Consider the following 17,800-nt stretch of genomic DNA (forward strand, 5'->3'; position numbering starts at 1 on the left):
TACCTGCCGAATTATCTGGGGTGGCGCTGGATACTCGACGCCGGACGCATCCGCTCCCCAGAAACATTGTTGAAGGCAACCATGGGAGAGTTCCCACACCTTACGGTGACATAGCCTTTCTGTTCCATCGCCTTGCGCCTTCCTCTGTATGTATTGTCAATAAATATAGAGGAAAGCGGCAAGGCGCGGCGCGCCGGTGGATGGCTTCTTAAGCGGCGTGCTCCGCCTCGTCCAGGTCGGGCGCGTCGTCGCTGTTGTAGACGGCCAGGTCGGTCTGCCCCATGACCCGGCTGGTGACGGTGCCGGCCGTGATCGAGCCGCTCACGTTCAATGCCGTGCGGCCCATGTCGATCAGCGGTTCGACGGAGATCAGCAAGCCGGCCAGTGCGACGGGCAAGTCCATGGCCGACAGCACGATCAGGGCAGCAAACGTGGCGCCGCCACCCACGCCGGCCACGCCGACGGAACCGATGGTGATGATGGCCAGCAGTGGCAGCAGGAAGCTGACGGTGAACGGGTCGACGCCGACGGTGGGGGCGATCATCACGGCCAGCATGGCCGGATAGATGCCGGCGCAGCCGTTCTGGCCGATGGTCGAACCGAACGAGGCGGCGAAGTTGGCGATGCCTTCCGGCGTGCCCAGGCGCTGGGTTTGCGTCTGCACGCTCATCGGGATCGAACCGGCGCTGGTGCGCGAGGTGAACGCGAAAGCCAGCACCGGGAAGACTTTTTTCACGAAGCGCAGCGGGTTCAGACCCACGCCGGCGATGATGGCCAGGTGCACGAGGAACATCAGTATCAGCGCGCTGTATGAGGCGACGACGAAGTTAATCAATTTCAAGATGTCCGTGTAGCTCGACGAGGCCACCACTTCAAACATCAGCGCGAACACGCCGTACGGCGTCAGGCGCAGCACCAGGGTGACCATGCGCATGACGATGGCGTGCGCCACTTTCATGAAGCTGTCGAAAGAAGCGAAAATTTCCGGCTTTTTCGCGGCGATGCCCGTGGCCGAGATGCCGATGAAGATGGAAAACACGACGACGGCGATGGTCGACGTCTTGCGCGCGCCCGTCATGTCAAGGAAGGGGTTGGTCGGCACGAAGCTGACCAGCAGTTTGGGCAGCGACAGGGCTTTCGCCGTTTCCAGCGAACCTTGCAGTTGCACGCCGCGCGCCACTTCGGCCGCGCTCGACGTCAGGCCGACAGCCGTCAGGCCGAACAGCTTGGCCATCAGGATGCCCAGCGCGGCGGCGATCGTGGTCGTAATCAGGAGGGTACCGATGGTCAGCGCGCTGATCTTGCCCAGGGAACTCGCATCCTTGAGCTTTAAAATGGCGGAAATGATGGAGACCATGATCAGCGGCATGATGATCATTTGCAGCAGTTTTACGTAGCCGCTGCCGACGATGTCGATGTATTCATTGGTGCCCGCGATGACGGGCGAACCGGCGCCATACAGCGCTTGCGCCGCCGCACCCAGCAGCACGCCCAGGCCCAGGCCGGTGAAGACGCGCACGGTAAACGTCGCATGTTTGCGTTGCTGGTGGAACATGAAGGCGAAGACGATCAACGCAACGAGCAGGTTCAGAATGATGTTAATTGCCATGAAGGGGCCTTATCTTGGTTTTATTCGAGACTGCAGAGAGCATGAGAACTTTACTACAAGTAATTGCTGCCCCAGCCCGGGGCGAAAGGGCAAACACTGTACAGTACTATGGGGGCGTTTTGCGCAATACCGCTGCGAATATTACGCTATATAAATATGCTTCACAGGCATAAGCGCAGGTATAGGTCTGCCGGATGATTGTGGAATGGAGGATTTCATGCCAGCATTGCACGTTTGTTCGTTTGCTAATCTGGTGCAGTATTTTTTAAGGAAAAAGATGAATGCTTTAACGGAAGCTCAAGTACTCGATGTGGAAGAGCGCTTGCGCCTGGCCATGATGGCCTCCGACGTGGCTGTACTGAAAGATTTGCTTGCCGATGACTTGTTGTTTACGAATCACCTGGGGCACTTGCTGAGCAAGCATGCGGACCTGGCAGCGCACGAGCAGCGCCTGCTGACCATCACGGACTTGCGCGCGTCCGAGCGCCATGTGCGCGTCAACGGCCCCGTGGCCGTGGTCTCCGTGCGCATGCAGCTGACGGGCAGTTATCACGACGTGGAAACGCATGGCGACTTCCGTTTTACGCGCGTCTGGACGCAGGATGCGGCCGGCGCGCTGCAAGTGATCGCCGCCCATTCCGGCGTCGTGGCATAGGGGTGATGTAGTGGATCATCGTTCCAAAGGGCAGCTGTTTGAAGCGGTCATCGCCGCCGGCCCGGCCACCCTGGCCATCACGGCCGGCTATCCCGTGCTGTTGTATAACCTGGTGCGCACCTGGGCCGATGCCCCCGGCGCCAATGCCCTGGCCGCGCTGCTGCTGACGGGCGGCCTGTGGGCCTTGCTGGAATTCTGGCGCATCGCGCTGGCGACAGTGGCGCGCAAGGCCTATGCGTTCAACTGGCGCTTCTGGCTCGCCATCGCCAGCTTTCTTGCCTGCTTCGTGCGCTTCGTGCCGGACATGCCGGCCGGACTGATGCTGCTATTGATGGTGCTGCCGGCGCTGGCGTGGACGCATTTCATTTTGTTGCAGATCAAGCGCCCGGGCGACCTGTAGGTTTTACTCTTCCTCTCCGGCCTGTACTTTCAGCCAGGCTATCCGCCCATTGCCCGCCTCATGCAGCTGGGCCAGCAGGGCGGTGGCCGCCGTTTCAGGCAGGCTGAAGTCGAACAGCACGTCTTCGCTGTGCGCCACGTTCAGCAAGGTGGCGCCGGCGCCATCGAGTTCGCGGCGCAGCATGCCTTCCATCGCATACGGCACCGTGCAGCGCAGGGTGCGCTGGCGCACGATGGCCGTCTTTTCCGCTTGCAGCAGCGCTTGCGCCACGCTGTCCGTGTAGGCGCGCACCAGGCCGCCCGCACCCAGCTTGATCCCGCCAAAGTAACGCACGACCGTCGCCAGCACGCCTTCCAGATCCTGGTGGCGCAGCACGTCGAGCATGGGCCGCCCGGCCGTGCCGCTCGGTTCGCCATCATCGACGGCCGCCGACTGCCCGCCCGCCAGCAGGGCCCAGCACACATGGCAGGCGCCCGGATGCTGCGCCTTCAAGTCGTTGACCACCTGCTGCGCGCTGGCGCGGTCCGTCATCGGCTGCACGCAACCGATGAAACGGCTTTTCTTGATGATCAGTTCGCTGTGGACGGGGGTGGCAATGGTAAACGGCATGGCGGGTGCGAAGGCGGGCAAAGCAGCATGATAGAGGAAATGCGCGCCGGGGACGAGTCAGCCCGGTCGCGCTGCGGAAACTGATACCAGTTCGCGCAGCGCCGCGTCGCTCACTTGCAGGATATCGAACAGTCCCAGCGCGTGCAGGGCGGGCAAGGCGTCGAGGATGTCGCGCTCGGCGACGGCCTTTTCGGCGATGCTGCTCGTGTCATCCAGCCATAGCCGGGCATTGGCGAGGAAGGCGCCCACCGTGCCCTTGCGCACGGTGACGCCATTGAACTGGCACTGGTTTTGTTGATCTGGTAATACGTCTTCTGCACGCATGGTGAACTCCTGAATGATGGAAAGACTCCACTGTATGATGGCGGGATTGTCTTGCCTGCGTTGTTTATGTCATTCGATACGTCAAATCCGCCAATCTTGCCTTCGTCGCCGTCGCCGCTGCGCGTCGTGCGCATTGCCCAGCCGCAGCAACGGGTGACGGCGGCGCACAGCCATGCCAGCGGCCAGTTGTTCGGTGCCGTGCGGGGCTTGCTCTCCGTTGCTGCCGACAGCGGACAGTGGGTGGTGCCGGCCAGCCATTGCGTATGGATGCCGCCCCATCACGTGCATGCGCTGCGTTCGCATGGCCCGTTTGCGGGGTGGAGTGTGTATATGGATGAGGCCAGTTGCGCCAGCTTGCCCGCCGCGCCTTGCGTGATGCGCGTTTCGGGCTTGCTGCGCGAGGCGGTGGCCCGAGCCAGCGCCTGGAACAATGGCGCGCTTGACGCACTGGACGCGCGCCAGGCCCGGATGGCTGGCGTGATCCTCGACGAAATCGCCGCCGCGCCGCACGAGTCCTTCGGCTTGCCCTTGCCGAAGGACCCGCGCCTGCTGCGCGTGGCGCGCGCCGTGCTTGATGACCTGGCCGACGAGCGGGGCGTGGAAGCGCTGGCCGCCTGGGCCGGCGTATCGCCGCGCACCCTGGCGCGCCGGTTCACGATGGAGACCGGCTTTACGCCCTCGGCCTGGCGCCAGCGCGCCCGCATCCTGCGCGCCCTGGAACTGCTGGCCGCTGGCCAGCCCGTCACGACGATTGCGCTGGACCTGGGCTACGACAACATCAGCGCCTTCATCGCCATGTTCAAGCGCGTGATGGGCGTGACGCCGGGCAGGTATGGCGAGGGGATGGAATAGCTGGGGCACAAAACAAAAAAGCCAACCGCGAACGGTTGGCTTCTCTGACGTATTTGGTAGGCCGTGCGGGATTCGAACCTGCGACCAACGGATTAAAAGTCCGCTGCTCTACCAGCTGAGCTAACGACCCAAAAACTTTACAACAATTGCGGTAACGCTGTGCCGCATCAATATGTTTGCCATTGCAAGGCGCAAACACAGGATGAGGGCTAAATCTTGGTAGGCCGTGCGGGATTCGAACCTGCGACCAACGGATTAAAAGTCCGCTGCTCTACCAGCTGAGCTAACGACCCAAGGGCGGCTATTATGACGGCCAAAGCCGGTTTTGGGAAGGGCTGGATGGGGCAGGGGTGGAAAAAAGCCTTGCATGGTGCGCGCGTGTTGTCTGATGTGGGTAGCAAGCCCGCACGCAGTGGCCGTCGGGCTCGCTGGCCATCAAGGTGTGCGGCAGCGTACTGCCGTAGTGCTGCTGCTAGTGGGGCTGGCCTTCCTGCTGTTCCTGCTGTTCCTGCCGGAACTGCCCCTGGAGGGGCATCCGGCAACGGTCAAGGATTATTAATAGCGTTCCAGCCAGTGCGCATAGGGCGCCGGCAGGGTCCACGAGGCGCGTTCCACGCCGAGTTCCTTGGCGGCAAAGTAGGCCCAGTGCGGATTGGCCAGGTGCGCCTTGCCGACCATCACCACGTCCAGTTGTTCTTCCTTGACGACGCGCTCGGCGATGGCTGGCGTGCCGAAGCCCCAGGCGGACGAGACGGGTACGCCCGCTTCGCGGCGGACTCTTTCGGCAATCGGGCCCATGAAAGCGGGGCCCCACGGAATCGATACGTCGGGAATCGTGAAGCCCATGCTGACGCTGATCATATCCATGCCGGCATCCTTGAACTGGCGCACCAGGGCGATCGATTCGAGCAGGGTTTGCTCGTCGCGGCCGTCGAATTCCAGCACGCCAAAGCGGATCGTCAGCGGCAGGTGCTCGGGCCACACTTTGCGCACGGCTTTCAAGGTTTCCAGCAAGAAGCGGCTACGGTTTTCCACGCTGCCGCCATAGATGTCGTCGCGCTGGTTCGAATGGGCGGAAAAGAAGCTTTGCGCCAGGTAGCCGTGGGCGAAGTGCAGTTCCAGCCATTCGAAGCCCACTTCGCGGGCGCGTACGGCCGCATCGACGAAGTTCTGTTGCACGCGGGCGATATCGTCGAGATCCATGGCGCGCGGCACTTTCGGCAGGCCGCCGCCGAAGGCGATGGCGGACGGGGCGATGGTTTGCCAGCCGCGCGCGTCGCCTTGCGCGATATGGTTGTCGCCTTCCCATGGGCGGTTGGCGCTGGCCTTGCGGCCTGCGTGGGCGATCTGGATGCCGGGCACGGAGCCGGCCGCCTTGATGGCTTTTACCACCGGCACGAAGGCTTGCGCCAGATCATCATTCCAGATGCCCGTGCAGCCGGGCGTGATGCGGCCTTCGGGTGCCACGGCCGTCGCTTCGACGATCACCAGGCCGGCGCCGCCGCGCGCCATGCCCGCGTAATGCGACAGATGCCAGTCGTTGGGCTGGCCATCGACGGCCATGTACTGGCACATGGGCGGCACGGCGATGCGGTTGCGCAGGGTGATATCTTTAAGACTGAATGGCTGGAAGAGGGCGGGCATGGTGGCCTTTGCGTTTGTTGTTGGAGGGGGAGTGAATACTGATTCGGTAGTTCGTAAATATTCGAAGAATGGAATTAGTATAGCGCATGCTGTATGATTCTGCATATGCGTCCACACAAACATCCCTCCGCCAGCGAATTCGTCCTTGAGCGCGTGCTCTATGCCTTGAGCGATTCCATCCGCCTCGACATCGTGCGCCACCTGGCCCGCGTGGACGCGGCCGCCTGCGGCGACCTGGACGGCGGGCGGCCGAAGTCGACCGTCTCCCACCATTTCAAGGTCTTGCGCGAAGCGGGGCTGGTGTGGACAGAAAATACGGGTACCACGCACATGAACACCCTGCGCCGCGCCGATATCGAAAGCCGCTTCCCCGGCTTGCTGGATGCCATCCTGGCGCAGCAGCCATTGTCTCCCGGGGCGCCGGAGGCGGTCGGGCAGGGAGTCTTGCCGCCTGCCGTGCCACGCCATGCTCCAGGCTCGGCTATGATATCGGCCTTTCGGTAAATCCTCAGCCGCGCGCCCGTTGCGCGATGGGCTGGCGACACTACCTGGCACGGCAAGGGATGGGAATGACGGTAGCAGCAGTGGTATCTCAGGCGGACCTGGCAAATCGTCCGCAGTTTGGCTGGATCAATGGTTTAAAGGCGGGCGCGGCGCAGTTGATCGTGTTGCACCACCTGGCGTTTTACGGCCCCATGTCCGACTATGTGCGGCCCCTGTGGCCCGAGTTGCTGGGCTGGCTGGGCGGCAGCGCGCGCATCGCCGTGCAAGTGTTCCTCGTCATCGGCGGCTTTCTGGTCGCCAAATCCCTTTCGCCCGCCGGTCGTGCCGGCATTGCCACCCCGCTGCAAGCCGTCTGGCGCCGCTATGCCAAGCTGGCGCCGCCTTTCCTGGTCGCCACCTTGATCGCCGCCATCATCACGCCTGTGGCTGGCATCTGGATGCTGCACGATTCCATGTCGGCCGCCGTCACCCTGGGCCAGCTGAGCGCCCATGCCCTGCTGCTGCACGGGGTGCTGGGCTATGAATCGCTGTCGGCCGGCGCCTGGTACGTGGCCATCGATTTCCAGCTGTACATGCTGACGGTATCGCTGCTGTGGCTGGGCGGTCGCCTGGCAGGCCAGCGCCGGCACTGGCTGATGCCGTTGGTCGTCACCGTGGGCATCACCTTTTCCTTGCTGTATTTCAATCTCGATGCTGGCTGGGACAATTGGGCGCCGTATTTCTTCGGCAGCTATGGCTTGGGACTCATGGCCTGGTGGGCCAGCGACCCCAGGCGCAAGCCCGGTGCCATGATTGCGCTCATGGCCCTGGCCGCCGTGCCGGTGCTGCTGGCGCTGGCCATCGATTACCGCAGCCGCATCGCCCTGGCCCTGATCGTCGCCTGCGCCCTGTTCCTGTTCGGCCGCGCCCGCACGCCTTCCCAAGGCCGCGCCTGGAGCACCATCAACGCCCTGGGACGCATCTCGTATGCCGTCTTCCTCGTCCACTTTCCCGTCAGCCTGCTGGTCAATGCCTTGTTTACCGCCTATGTCCCATTGGAGCCGGCCTGGCAGGCGCTGGGCATGCTGACGGCCTGGGGCGCCAGCCTGGTGGCCGGGGCCGCGTTTTACCGCTGGGTGGAGGTGCCGCTGGGGCGGGTGGTGGGCAATGTGGTGGCGCATCTGGCGGGGCGGCCGGCATGGGTATCGCGTTAAGGTCGAAGCTGTCGAGTACCGATCGCGCTCGCCTTCTGAAATAATGCTGCCTGTTTCTATACTGAAAAACAAAAAAGCCAACCGCGAACGGTTGGCTTCTTCATAGTATTTGGTAGGCCGTGCGGGATTCGAACCTGCGACCAACGGATTAAAAGTCCGCTGCTCTACCAGCTGAGCTAACGACCCAAAAACTTGTACAACAACTTCGGTAACACTGTGCCGTAAAAAAATGCTTGCTAGTACAACTCGCAAGCAGATCAGTACTGCGTATTCGTGGTAGGCCGTGCGGGATTCGAACCTGCGACCAACGGATTAAAAGTCCGCTGCTCTACCAGCTGAGCTAACGACCCGAAGAAGAAAGATTATAGGGGGTGCCCGGGATTCTGTCAAACCTAACGGGCAACTTTTTCCCCGTTTTTACTTTTTGCCGCCCCGTTCCTTGGCGGCCTGGGCCGCGCTGGAGTCCGGGTAGCGCGAGATCAGCGCGTTCAGCGTCTTGGTCGCGTTTGGCTTATCTTTCAGCTCCGTATAGCAGCTGGCGATGTTGAGCATGGCGTCGGGCGCCTTGGGGCTGTCCGGGTAGTGTTTCAGCACTGCCTGCTGGGCCGTGATGGCGCTCTTGCAGTCGCGCTGGGCGTAATAGGCGTTGCCCAGCCAGTATTGCGCGTTGGCCGCGTAGGCCGATTCCGGATAGCGCTTCACGAAGGCGTCCAGTGCCGTGACGGCGCCCTTGTAGTCGCCCGACTTGAACAGGCCAAACGCGGATTCGTACGCGCTTTGTTCGGAGACGCCTACGGCCGCTTCCTGGCCGTCGATGGTGACCTGGCGCGGCTCTAACTTGCGCAGGCGCGCGTCGATGTCGGTGTAGAAATCCTTCTGGCGCTTTTGCACATTCGTCAGGTCGTTGCCCAGCACTTCGATCTGGCCGCGCAGGCGGGCGATCTCTTGCATGGTCTGGTCGTGCTGGTTGATCAGGCTCAAGGTGCTGGTCTTGTCCGCCTTGGTGTCGATGCGGCTGTTCAGGTCGCGCGCCATGGCGTCCACCTTGGCGCGCAGCTCCAGGATGGCCTTGCGCGCTTCGTCGTCGTCGAACAGGGCGGCGTTGGCGTGCAGGGGCAGGTAGGCAAACGCGGCCATCAAGGCGGCGGCGACGCCGGCTTTCGAGAATGTCATCATGGGTCGGGCTTTCAAAGGTTACGCAAAACATGCAAACGGGGCGCCGGGCGGTGAATCACCGCGCTGCGCCCCATTATTATGCCTATGACTGGCCAGTTAGGTAAGCGTCAATGCTGCGGCGCTCACCCATGCACATCAATAAACGATGTCAGCGCGGCGGTTTTCAGCCCATGCTGCTTCGTTGCTGCCTTGTGCTTTAGGCTTTTCTTTGCCCAGCGACACGGCTTCCATTTGGCCTTCTGGCACGCCCAGGGCAGCCATCGACTTGCGCACGGCTTCAGCACGTTTCTGGCCCAGGGCCAGATTGTACTCAGCGCCACCGCGTTCATCGGTGTTACCTTGGATCAGGATCTTGCGGCTAGGCGTTTTCACCAGGTAGCCAGCGTGGTTTTGCACGACTGCGGTGTCCGCTTCGCGCACGACGTATTTGTTGAAGTCGAAGTAGATGCTGCGGTTAGCCAGCACGCCTTTTGGATCGTCCAGTGGATCGACCGATGCGGTCGTCACTGGCTGAACTTGGCGGGTGTCAACTGGAGCTGCGACTTTTTCAGGAGCGCGCTCAACCACTGGGGTTTCTGCGACTTTGACTGGGGTGCTGCAGGCGGACAGCAGGGCTGCGGTAGCGGCGATGAAAGCCAAACTTTTAAAGTTACTCATTTTTATTCTCCGGGTCATGGTTAAAGGTGAAACTGTACAGCATTTACTTCATAAAAGGACCCCAGGTGGGCTCCTTGATATTGCCAGCTTGCGTAGTCAAACGCTGTTTGACGCGGCCATCCACCGATACCACTGCCAGCGACTTGCGTCGTCCGGATTCGGTCGCGTACATGATATATTTCCCGTTGGGCGAAAAGCTCGGTGATTCGTCGTTGGCGGTGTCCGACAGGCGCAGTTCCTGGCCACTAGCCAGGTCGAGCGCGTAGAGCTGGAAATTGCCGTCGCGACGGGAAATATAAGCGAGAGTCTTCCCGTCGGACGAAATCCGCGGGCTGATGTTGTAGGAGCCGCCAAACGTCACGCGCTTGGCTTCGCCACCGCCGACCGACATGCGGTAGATCTGTGGTCCGCCGCTGCGATCGCTGGTGAAGTAAATGCTTTGGCCATCGGCCGAGAATTGGGGTTCCGTATCGATGCCGCTACTGTTGCTGACGCGGCGCAAGCCGCTGCCGTCGGCATTGACGGTGTAGACCTGGGTATGGCCATCGCGCGACAGGGCCACGGCCAGCTGCGAACCGTCCGGGCTCCAGGTGGGCGCAGAATTGCTGCCTTTTTCATTCGATACGATGGTGCGCTGGCGCGTCACCAGGTTTTGCACGTAAACGATGGGTTTTTTCTTTTCAAACGAGACATACGCCACCTTGGTGCCATCCGGCGACCACGACGGCGAAATGATCGGCTCGTTCGAGCGCAGGGCGACCTGGATGCCTTCGCCATCGGCGTCGGCGATTTCCAGGCGGTATTCGCGGCCCGATTGCGTGACGTAAGCGATGCGCGTGGCGAACGCGCCTTTCGTGCCGGTCAACTTCTCGTAGATGTCATCGGCGATCTTGTGCGCCAGCAGGCGGTTGAACTGCGGCGCAGCCGCATTGTTCATGCTGGAGATCTGCGCGCCCTTGATGGTGTCGAACAGCTTGTAGCGCACGTCCAGGCGGCCATCGGCCATGCTTTGCACGGTACCTGCTGCCAGCGCGTCGGCGCCGCGCGACTTCCATTGGCCGTAGCTGACGGGCGCTGTTTCCGACACGGGCGCATCGGCGTCGATCAGCTTGAACACGCCGCTGCGCGCCAGGTCGGCCTTGATGATGCCAGACAGCGATTGCGGCGCCGCCGATTCATTGACAAAGCTGGCGACAGCCACCGGGATCTGGTTGCTGCCGATCCCTGTAATCTCCACGCGCAGCTGCGCCTGGGCGCCGGAGGCTCCCAGCATCAGGCCGGCGCAGAGCACGACATAGCTCATTTTTTTCATGGTCATCATTTAGGCAAATCCTTCATCTCGAATATGAGTTCAATCTCGCGTTCCACGGTGCCGTCTTTTTTCTTCGGCAGTGGCGACGATTTATTAATGGCGTTTTCTACCGAGCTGTCATACGCCGGCAGGCCGCTACTTTTAATCTTTCGGACCGAAATAATTTCCCCAGTTGGCAGTTGCTCGATCTTGAACACGGCGCGCGGGTTGCCCGGCACGTCCGTGCTACCGCTGTACGCGATATTGCTCTTGATCTTGCTCGTCAGGGCAGCGACATAGCCGCTGTCCTTGCGCGGCGCGGTCGCTTTCTCGGCCGTGCCTGTTGTGCCGGCGCCCGCCGCACCCGTGATGCGGCTCATTTCTGCGGCGCGCGCCTTGTCGGCGGTTTTTTTCTCTTCCGCCGCTTTCTTGGCCTTGGCCGCTTTTTCGGCCGCCGCTTTTTTATCGGACAGTTCTTTCTCGGCTTTTTCTTCCGCCGCTTTCTCTTTGGCTTCTTTGGCTTTCGCCAGTTTGTCGGCCTTTTCTTTTTCCAGCTTTTCAGCCTTGTCTTTTTCTTTCTGCTTCTGTTTTTCCAGTTCGCGCTTTTCTTCCTCGCGTTCCTTCAATTCCTGCTTGCGGCGTTCTTCCGCTGCCGCTTTCTCTTTTTCTTCTTTGAGCTTGGCCTTCTTGCGCTCCAGGGCGATCTCCGCCTCGCGCAGGTCGACTTTCGGCTCGGGCGCGGCCACCGGCGGCGGTGGCGGCGGGGCCGGCTGTTCCACTTGTGGTTCCGGCGGTGGTAACGGTGTCGGCTCCGGTTCCGTCGCCACGTCGGGCTGCGGCGCGGCCGTCTGTACTTTCAGGTCCCATACTTCCGCTTCGACGGCCACAGGTTCCGTATTTTGCCAGTGTACGCCTACCCACAGGAAAAACAGCAGGCCAAGGTGCATCGCCAGCGCCAGGCCCAGCGAGGGCCAGCGGCTGCGTTCGCGCGGCACGCTGTAGGGCTTGCCGAGTACATGGTCGATTTGTTTGGTCTGCAAAGTCTAGTCTATCTAAAAACGGTCAAGTCTGGAAACAGGGTGCTGCGCTTACTTGGTGGCCAGGCCAACGCGGGTAATGCCCATCTTTTTCGCTTCCGAAATGAGCTGGATCACATCGTCGTACTTGCTTTCCTTGTCGCCCGCGATCATTACGGGATAGTCGGGATTGCTCTCGTGCAAGCCGCGCAGCTTGCGCAGCAGGGCGTCGCGGTTCGGTTCCGTTTCCGGCGACAGCTGTTCCTTGCCGATGACGCCGATCGACAGCGAACCATTCGGTTTCAGCACGATCTGAATATAGTCATCGGGCGGTTTGGCCGATCTTTCTGCGTTGGGCAGGTTCACCACGCTGGGATTGTTCGACGATGGCATCACCATGAAAATGATCAGCAGCACCAGCATCACGTCGATGTACGGCACGACGTTGATCTCGGACTTGAACTTGCGGCCACGGCCGCCGCGCATGCCGCCGCTATTGAATGAGGAACCCATGGACGCTGCTCCCTCTTAGCGCGACTGGCGCTGCAAGATGTTGGAGAATTCCTCGACGAAGCTCTCGAAGCGGATCGCCAGGCGGTCGATGTCATGCGAAAAACGGTTGTAGGCGACGACGGCGGGAATTGCCGCGAACAGGCCGATGGCGGTGGCGATGAGCGCTTCGGCAATGCCGGGCGCGACGGCGGCCAGGGTGGCTTGCTGCACGTTGGCCAGGCCGCGGAAGGCGTTCATGATGCCCCAGACGGTGCCCAGCAGGCCGATGTAGGGCGAGACGGAGCCGACGGAAGCGAGGAAGGCCAGATGCGATTCGAGCACGTCCATTTCACGCTGGAAGGCGGCGCGCATGGCGCGGCGTGCGCCGTCGAGCACGGCGCCCACGTCCAGCGCTTCGCGCGAACCGTAGGAAGCCTTGCCTTTGATGAATTCACCCATGCCGGCGTCAAAAATACGGGCCAGCGCGCCGCTCTGGTCGCGGTTGCCGCTGGCGCTTTGATGCAGGGCATGCAGGTTGCCGCCGGCCCAGAAGCTGCGTTCAAATTCGATGGTTTGCTTGCGCGCCTGGCGCACGGCAAACATCTTGCGGAAAATGTACGTCCAGCTGGTCAGGGAAATCAGCAGCAGCAGGGCCATGATCAGTTGCACGATCAAATGGGCATTGGTGATGAGCGCGAGGAAAGAAAGATCTTGTGTAACGTTCATTGGCTGGCAGTCTGTTGGGTGAATTGTCCGGGGGTGGCGGGTAGGGCTCAGGCGGCGCGCATGCGGGCCGCCACTGCATCAGGCACGGCGCGCGGGCGCAATGCCGAGTCGACGCAGCCGATCTTGACGCGGGCCGTGTTCAGCAGGCGCTCGCCGCACCAGGCTTGTTGCAGGAAAACGATGGAGGCGCGCCCCATCTTTTCTATGCTTAAGGTTAATCTTACCGTGTCATCGAGCCTGGCTGGCGCATGATAGTCGGCGTTGACGCTTTTGACAACGAACATCGCGTCGTGCTGCTCCAGCAATGCCTGCTGGCCCACGTCGATGGCGCGCAGCCATTCCGTGCGTGCGCGCTCGAAAAATTTCAGGTAGTTTGCGTAATAGACGATGCCGCCGGCGTCGGTGTCTTCATAGTAGACACGTACGTTCCAGGTAAAGACTGAAGGCATGTTTATTGCGCCAGTAGTGAGATTGAGCAACATTTTACGCGATTTTTCTTCTTGTGACTGTGGGCGCTTGCTGGAAAGCCATGCAAAAGCTGCATATAAGTTGCACCGCAGCATTGTAAATCCGGGGCGCACAATGGCAAGCTTCGTAACATACGCTTACATGCCGTGGCCAGGTTTAAGTTCAGCTTAAGAGCCGCAGTCTTGCCCCGGGGCGGCCTGTGGTCGTGCCCGGGCTGCGTTGGCGCGCGGCGATTATAGCCGTACGGTTGCATTCCTTGCTCAATTTGGGCACTTAACTTACAATTTGACTTCCATTACGTCTCACGTGACTGGCGAAAAGTCGGGCGATCTCCCTGAATGGCGATCGGCAAACCGGCGAAAGGTGGGCACCCACCGGGAAACGTGAGATTTTTCATCAGCCGTTCGCCTGGGTAGCCACTATGGAAAAGCACGAAGAGGCTGCCTGTCCAATGTTGTTATTCACTTAACGCCGGCTCCCCTCATTCGATCCAACCTGCCAGTACAAGCACCCTTATCTTTGGAGTTTTTACATGTTCGCAAAAGATCACACCCTCGCCAACGTCGATCCTGAATTGTTCGCCGTCATTCAAAAAGAAAACGTGCGCCAGCACGATCACATCGAGCTGATCGCGTCGGAAAACTATACGTCGCCAGCCGTCATGGAAGCGCAAGGTTCGCAGCTGACGAACAAGTATGCCGAAGGCTATCCGGGCAAGCGCTACTACGGCGGCTGCGAATTCGTCGACATCGCCGAGCAACTGGCCATCGACCGCGTGAAAAAACTCTTCGGCGCCGAATGCGCGAACGTGCAGCCGAACTCTGGCTCGCAGGCGAACCAGGGCGTGTTCTTTGCCATGCTGAAACCGGGCGACCTGATCATGGGTATGTCGCTGGCCGAAGGCGGTCACCTGACCCACGGCATGCCACTGAATATGTCCGGCAAGTGGTTCGACGTGGTGTCGTACGGCTTGACGGCGGAAGAAGACATCGATTACGAGGCGATGGAACGCCTGGCGCGCGAACGCAAGCCGAAACTGATCATCGCCGGCGCGTCGGCCTTCTCGAAAAAGATCGACTTCGAACGCTTCGGCAAGATCGCCAAGGAAGTGGGTGCCTACTTCATGGTCGACATGGCCCACTACGCCGGCCTGATCGCCGCCGGCCTGTACCCGAACCCGGTGCCGTTCGCCGACTTCGTCACCTCGACCACGCACAAATCGTTGCGCGGCCCGCGTGGCGGCATCATCCTGATGAAGGCTGAACACGAAAAAGCCATCAACTCGGCCATCTTCCCTGGCATCCAGGGCGGCCCGCTGATGCACGTGATCGCCGGCAAGGCCGTCGCCTTCAAGGAAGCGCTGAGCCCTGACTTCGTCGAATACCAGAAGCAAGTGATCAAGAACGCCGACGTGCTGGCGAAAACCCTGATCAAGCGCGGCCTGCGCATCGTGTCCGGCGGCACCGAGTCGCACGTCATGCTGGTCGACCTGCGCGCCAAGAACCTGACAGGCAAGGAAGCCGAAGCCATCCTCGGTTCCGCGCATATCACCTGCAACAAGAACGGCATCCCGAACGACCCGCAAAAACCCTTCGTTACCTCGGGCATCCGCCTGGGCAGCCCGGCGATGACGACGCGCGGCTTCAAGGAAGCGCAAGCGGAAGAAGTGGGCAACCTGATCGCCGACGTGCTGGACAATCCGCATGACGCCGCCACCATCGAGCGCGTGAAAGCGGCCGTGAAAGTGCTGGCCGACGCGCACCCTGTGTACGCCTCATAATTATTTGTCCAGAATGTGTCATACAGAGTAAGATTCTGTCTGACACATTCCAGTCGTGCCCCAGGGCGCCCGGAGTGATTCGGGCGCCCTTTGTACAAGGGCGGCGATTTTCCGTCATTAACTACTATAAAGTTGTCTTCGCCCCATGAAATGTCCATTTTGCCAGCACGGCGATACCCAGGTTCTCGATACGCGCGTATCGGAGGAAGGGGATGCCATTCGGCGCCGCCGCCGCTGCGGCAAATGCGACAAGCGTTTTACCACTTACGAACGTATTGAACTTATCATGCCGGCCGTCGTCAAAAAGAATGGCAGCCGGACGGAGTTCGCTGCGGATAAGTTGCGCGGCAGTTTGATGCTGGCCTTGCGCAAGCGTCCCGTCGCGGCCGCCTCCGTGGATACGGCCATTGCGTCCATCCAGGAAAAACTGCTGACCAGCGGTTTGCGCGAAGTCGATTCCGGCTATATCGGCGAACTGGTCATGCAGGAACTCAAGCGCCTGGACAAGATCGCCTACATCCGCTTCGCCTCCGTGTACAAGAATTTCGAAGACCTGGCCGAGTTCCAGGATGCGATTGCCGAAGTGGGGCAGGCGCGCAGCAAGCCCTGACGTTCACCTTCTTGTTCACCTGATTGAAAATGGGGCCGGTTCTGCGCCCCGTGTTCATCACGCCAGCGTTCGCCTGGCAAGCCGCCTGATCAATCCAGGCGCTTTTTTTTTCATTTTATCGCCGTGCTGTTTGCGCTAGCGCAGACCCGGCTTTTTGCGCGCGCCTATCGTGTACCTGGGCCGCCTGTTCTTGCGACTCTGTCTGCGGAAGGGAGGAGCGCATGCGCAATGGCGGTCGCGAGATGTTTCCTGCGGGCGGCAGCAGCCTCGTCGAGGTGCTCGTGTCCCTGCTGCTGTTGGCGCTGGGCCTGCTGGGTGCCGGCATCCTGCAACTGAGCTCCCTGCGCGCGCGCCATGAGTCGGCACTGTTGTCGACGGGCGTGCAACTGGCCGCCGGCATGGCTGAACGCATGCGCGCGAACAGCGTGCTCATGCGCGGTCTCGATGCGGGTAATCCCTACCTGAACGTAGCCTACGAGGCGGCGGACGGCGCCGAGCCTGTCGGCGGCGCTCCGGACTGTTTCGGCGCTGCCGCCTGCAGCGCGGCCGAACTGGCGCAATTCGACATCGCCGAATGGAAGCACAGGCTGCATGCGGCCTTGCCTGGCGCGCGTCTGCAAATCTGCCGCGATGCTCCCGCGTGGGACGCCGCCGCTCAAGGCTTGCACTGGGCGTGCAGCGGCGGCAAGGGCGCGCCCATCGTTATCAAGCTGGGCTGGCGCGCCCGTCTGCCCGATGGATCACCCGCCGTGAATGCGGCAAACGAGTCGCTGCCCAGGCTGGCATTCCAGCTGGGGGGAGGCGGCGCATGAACGGCATGCACGTTCGCGGGCGCCGGCATCGGGGCATGAGCCTGGTCGAATTGCTGGTGGCCCTGTCGCTGGGCGCGCTGCTGATGCTGGCCGCCAGCACCGTGCTGCTGGCGGCCAGCGGCAGCTATGGCGACCAGTCCGCCAATGCGCGGCTGGACGACAATGGCCGTTATGCGCTCGACACCATTGCCCGCGCCGTGCGCCAGACGGCGTATGTGAACTGGGATAGCAGCGCCGCGCCCGTCGCCCATGCGGATGACGACAGCGCGAATGTCGCCGGGCTCGATGCGCGCAGCCTGGGCAAGAACAGCGAGGGCATCAGCGGCGCGCTGCCCGGCGCCCTGCATGGCAGCGATGTGCTGGCCCTGCGCTATTACGGCGCTGGCAAGGAAGAGGGCGGCGACGGTTCCGTGCTCAATTGCGCCGGCTTCGGCGTGGGCGCCGCACAAACGGAGGCGCAGCGGGGCTGGAGCATTTTTTATGTGGCGCAGGGCGCCGATGGCGAAGGCGAGCTGCGCTGCAAATACCGTGGTGCGAATGGCTGGGGTGCGGACGCCGTCATCCGCGGCGTCGACGGTTTCCAGGTGCTGTATGGCCTCGATACGGATACGCCGCCCGACGGCGTGGCGAACCAGTATGTCAATGCCAGCGCGCTCGACGCCGACGATGCGGCGCTGGTGCTGACGGGCGCGGATGCTGCCGCGCGTCAGCGCGATTTTTACCGGCGCACGCACTGGAAGCGCGTGGCCAGCGTGCGCGTGGCGCTGCTGTTGCATGGCGAAGCGGGCCAGGCGGACAAGATGGCGGAACTGGGGCCGGCGCAGTTCGACCTGTTCGGCAAGGCATATGCCGAGGCGCACGGCGCCGGCGACACGGGCGTGCGCATTGCGCGCGCTGCCTTGCCTGCAGCAACGCGCTCCAGGCTGCGGCAGCTGGTGCAGACAAGCATCATGCTGCGCAACGGGCCGGCCTAGGCGGGCGC

Annotated in this window: 19 protein-coding genes, 4 tRNA genes, 2 pseudogenes and 1 riboswitch; of the genes and pseudogenes, 10 read left to right on the plus strand and 15 right to left on the minus strand. The window is 61.7% G+C overall.

The features are described 5' to 3' along the window. Positions 1-114 (plus strand): annotated as a pseudogene (locus tag ACQ4WN_RS20045) (IS1595 family transposase); the annotation flags it as partial. A 94-nt stretch (positions 115-208) separates the two neighbouring features. Here the strand turns inward: ACQ4WN_RS20045 and ACQ4WN_RS20050 are convergent. Next, positions 209-1,609 (minus strand): L-cystine transporter, encoded by a 1,401-nt coding sequence (locus ACQ4WN_RS20050; protein WP_436553099.1) that lies wholly within the window; start codon positions 1,607-1,609, stop codon positions 209-211. Positions 1,610-1,886: 277 nt separating this feature from the next. On the opposite strand from ACQ4WN_RS20050, the gene ACQ4WN_RS20055 reads away from it, so the two are divergent. Next, positions 1,887-2,264 (plus strand): nuclear transport factor 2 family protein, encoded by a 378-nt coding sequence (locus ACQ4WN_RS20055; protein WP_436553100.1) that lies wholly within the window; start codon positions 1,887-1,889, stop codon positions 2,262-2,264. Positions 2,265-2,274: 10 nt separating this feature from the next. Then, positions 2,275-2,664: a hypothetical protein gene (locus ACQ4WN_RS20060; protein WP_436553101.1), complete on the plus strand. Its 390-nt coding sequence runs from the start codon at positions 2,275-2,277 to the stop codon at positions 2,662-2,664. Between the two features lie 3 nt (positions 2,665-2,667). On the opposite strand, the gene ACQ4WN_RS20065 is transcribed toward ACQ4WN_RS20060, so the two are convergent. Then, positions 2,668-3,273: an IMPACT family protein gene (locus ACQ4WN_RS20065; RefSeq protein WP_436553102.1), complete on the minus strand. Its 606-nt coding sequence runs from the start codon at positions 3,271-3,273 to the stop codon at positions 2,668-2,670. Between the two features lie 57 nt (positions 3,274-3,330). Then, positions 3,331-3,597 carry a hypothetical protein gene (locus ACQ4WN_RS20070; protein WP_436553103.1) on the minus strand — a complete coding sequence of 89 codons (267 nt, stop codon included), beginning with the start codon at positions 3,595-3,597 and terminating at the stop codon, positions 3,331-3,333. A 66-nt stretch (positions 3,598-3,663) separates the two neighbouring features. On the opposite strand from ACQ4WN_RS20070, the gene ACQ4WN_RS20075 reads away from it, so the two are divergent. Then, positions 3,664-4,449: an AraC family transcriptional regulator gene (locus tag ACQ4WN_RS20075; protein ID WP_436553104.1), complete on the plus strand. Its 786-nt coding sequence runs from the start codon at positions 3,664-3,666 to the stop codon at positions 4,447-4,449. A gap of 54 nt (positions 4,450-4,503) precedes the next feature. Here the strand turns inward: ACQ4WN_RS20075 and ACQ4WN_RS20080 are convergent. From ACQ4WN_RS20080 to ACQ4WN_RS20090, 3 genes are all read right to left on the minus strand, one after another. Further along, positions 4,504-4,579, minus strand: a tRNA-Lys gene (locus tag ACQ4WN_RS20080). Between the two features lie 87 nt (positions 4,580-4,666). Continuing rightward, a tRNA-Lys gene (locus ACQ4WN_RS20085) sits at positions 4,667-4,742 on the minus strand. A 262-nt stretch (positions 4,743-5,004) separates the two neighbouring features. Further along, a complete protein-coding gene (locus ACQ4WN_RS20090; RefSeq protein WP_436553105.1) occupies positions 5,005-6,093 on the minus strand; it encodes an NADH:flavin oxidoreductase/NADH oxidase in 1,089 nt (362 codons plus the stop codon). Between the two features lie 105 nt (positions 6,094-6,198). Here ACQ4WN_RS20090 and ACQ4WN_RS20095 point away from each other — a divergent pair. Both ACQ4WN_RS20095 and ACQ4WN_RS20100 read left to right on the plus strand, forming a co-directional pair. Next, positions 6,199-6,492 (plus strand): annotated as a pseudogene (locus tag ACQ4WN_RS20095) (ArsR/SmtB family transcription factor); the annotation flags it as partial. Between the two features lie 170 nt (positions 6,493-6,662). Beyond that, positions 6,663-7,790, plus strand: a complete 1,128-nt coding sequence (locus ACQ4WN_RS20100; RefSeq protein WP_436553106.1) for an acyltransferase family protein — start codon at positions 6,663-6,665, stop codon at positions 7,788-7,790. Between the two features lie 110 nt (positions 7,791-7,900). On the opposite strand, the gene ACQ4WN_RS20105 is transcribed toward ACQ4WN_RS20100, so the two are convergent. The 9 genes from ACQ4WN_RS20105 to ybgC form a co-directional block, all read right to left on the minus strand. Beyond that, positions 7,901-7,976, minus strand: a tRNA-Lys gene (locus ACQ4WN_RS20105). 88 nt (positions 7,977-8,064) lie between these two features. Next, positions 8,065-8,140: transfer RNA gene (locus ACQ4WN_RS20110), tRNA-Lys, on the minus strand. 67 nt (positions 8,141-8,207) lie between these two features. After that, positions 8,208-8,966: a tol-pal system protein YbgF gene (gene ybgF / locus ACQ4WN_RS20115; protein ID WP_436553107.1), complete on the minus strand. Its 759-nt coding sequence runs from the start codon at positions 8,964-8,966 to the stop codon at positions 8,208-8,210. A gap of 135 nt (positions 8,967-9,101) precedes the next feature. Beyond that, positions 9,102-9,623 (minus strand): peptidoglycan-associated lipoprotein Pal, encoded by a 522-nt coding sequence (gene pal, locus ACQ4WN_RS20120; RefSeq protein WP_436553108.1) that lies wholly within the window; start codon positions 9,621-9,623, stop codon positions 9,102-9,104. Positions 9,624-9,666: 43 nt separating this feature from the next. Next, on the minus strand, positions 9,667-10,935 hold the full coding sequence (gene tolB / locus ACQ4WN_RS20125; RefSeq protein WP_436553179.1) for a Tol-Pal system beta propeller repeat protein TolB: 1,269 nt from the start codon (positions 10,933-10,935) through the stop codon (positions 9,667-9,669). Positions 10,936-10,940: 5 nt separating this feature from the next. Then, positions 10,941-11,954: a cell envelope integrity protein TolA gene (tolA, locus tag ACQ4WN_RS20130; protein ID WP_436553109.1), complete on the minus strand. Its 1,014-nt coding sequence runs from the start codon at positions 11,952-11,954 to the stop codon at positions 10,941-10,943. Positions 11,955-12,002: 48 nt separating this feature from the next. Next, positions 12,003-12,443: an ExbD/TolR family protein gene (locus tag ACQ4WN_RS20135; RefSeq protein ID WP_242428498.1), complete on the minus strand. Its 441-nt coding sequence runs from the start codon at positions 12,441-12,443 to the stop codon at positions 12,003-12,005. Between the two features lie 15 nt (positions 12,444-12,458). After that, positions 12,459-13,148 (minus strand): protein TolQ, encoded by a 690-nt coding sequence (gene tolQ, locus ACQ4WN_RS20140; protein WP_102122543.1) that lies wholly within the window; start codon positions 13,146-13,148, stop codon positions 12,459-12,461. Positions 13,149-13,195: 47 nt separating this feature from the next. Further along, entirely contained in the window at positions 13,196-13,597 is a 402-nt protein-coding gene (ybgC, locus tag ACQ4WN_RS20145; protein WP_436553110.1) for a tol-pal system-associated acyl-CoA thioesterase, read from the minus strand. Between the two features lie 315 nt (positions 13,598-13,912). After that, positions 13,913-14,037: riboswitch (ZMP/ZTP riboswitch) on the plus strand. A 111-nt stretch (positions 14,038-14,148) separates the two neighbouring features. On the opposite strand from ybgC, the gene glyA reads away from it, so the two are divergent. From glyA to ACQ4WN_RS20165, 4 genes are all read left to right on the plus strand, one after another. Next, positions 14,149-15,396, plus strand: coding sequence for a serine hydroxymethyltransferase (gene glyA, locus ACQ4WN_RS20150; RefSeq protein ID WP_436553111.1), 1,248 nt, complete (start codon positions 14,149-14,151; stop codon positions 15,394-15,396). 145 nt (positions 15,397-15,541) lie between these two features. After that, positions 15,542-16,006 (plus strand): transcriptional regulator NrdR, encoded by a 465-nt coding sequence (nrdR, locus tag ACQ4WN_RS20155; protein WP_071078724.1) that lies wholly within the window; start codon positions 15,542-15,544, stop codon positions 16,004-16,006. 221 nt (positions 16,007-16,227) lie between these two features. After that, on the plus strand, positions 16,228-16,818 hold the full coding sequence (pilV, locus tag ACQ4WN_RS20160) for a type IV pilus modification protein PilV (RefSeq protein ID WP_436553112.1): 591 nt from the start codon (positions 16,228-16,230) through the stop codon (positions 16,816-16,818). Beyond that, complete coding sequence (locus ACQ4WN_RS20165; RefSeq protein ID WP_436553113.1) at positions 16,815-17,792, plus strand: PilW family protein; 978 nt, start codon at positions 16,815-16,817, stop codon at positions 17,790-17,792. Before pilV ends, ACQ4WN_RS20165 begins: the two co-directional genes overlap by 4 nt. The last annotated feature ends 8 nt before the right edge of the window (positions 17,793-17,800 follow it).

It is taken from the genome of Janthinobacterium pasteuri (genome assembly GCF_051380775.1).
Classification (GTDB): domain Bacteria; phylum Pseudomonadota; class Gammaproteobacteria; order Burkholderiales; family Burkholderiaceae_D; genus Janthinobacterium.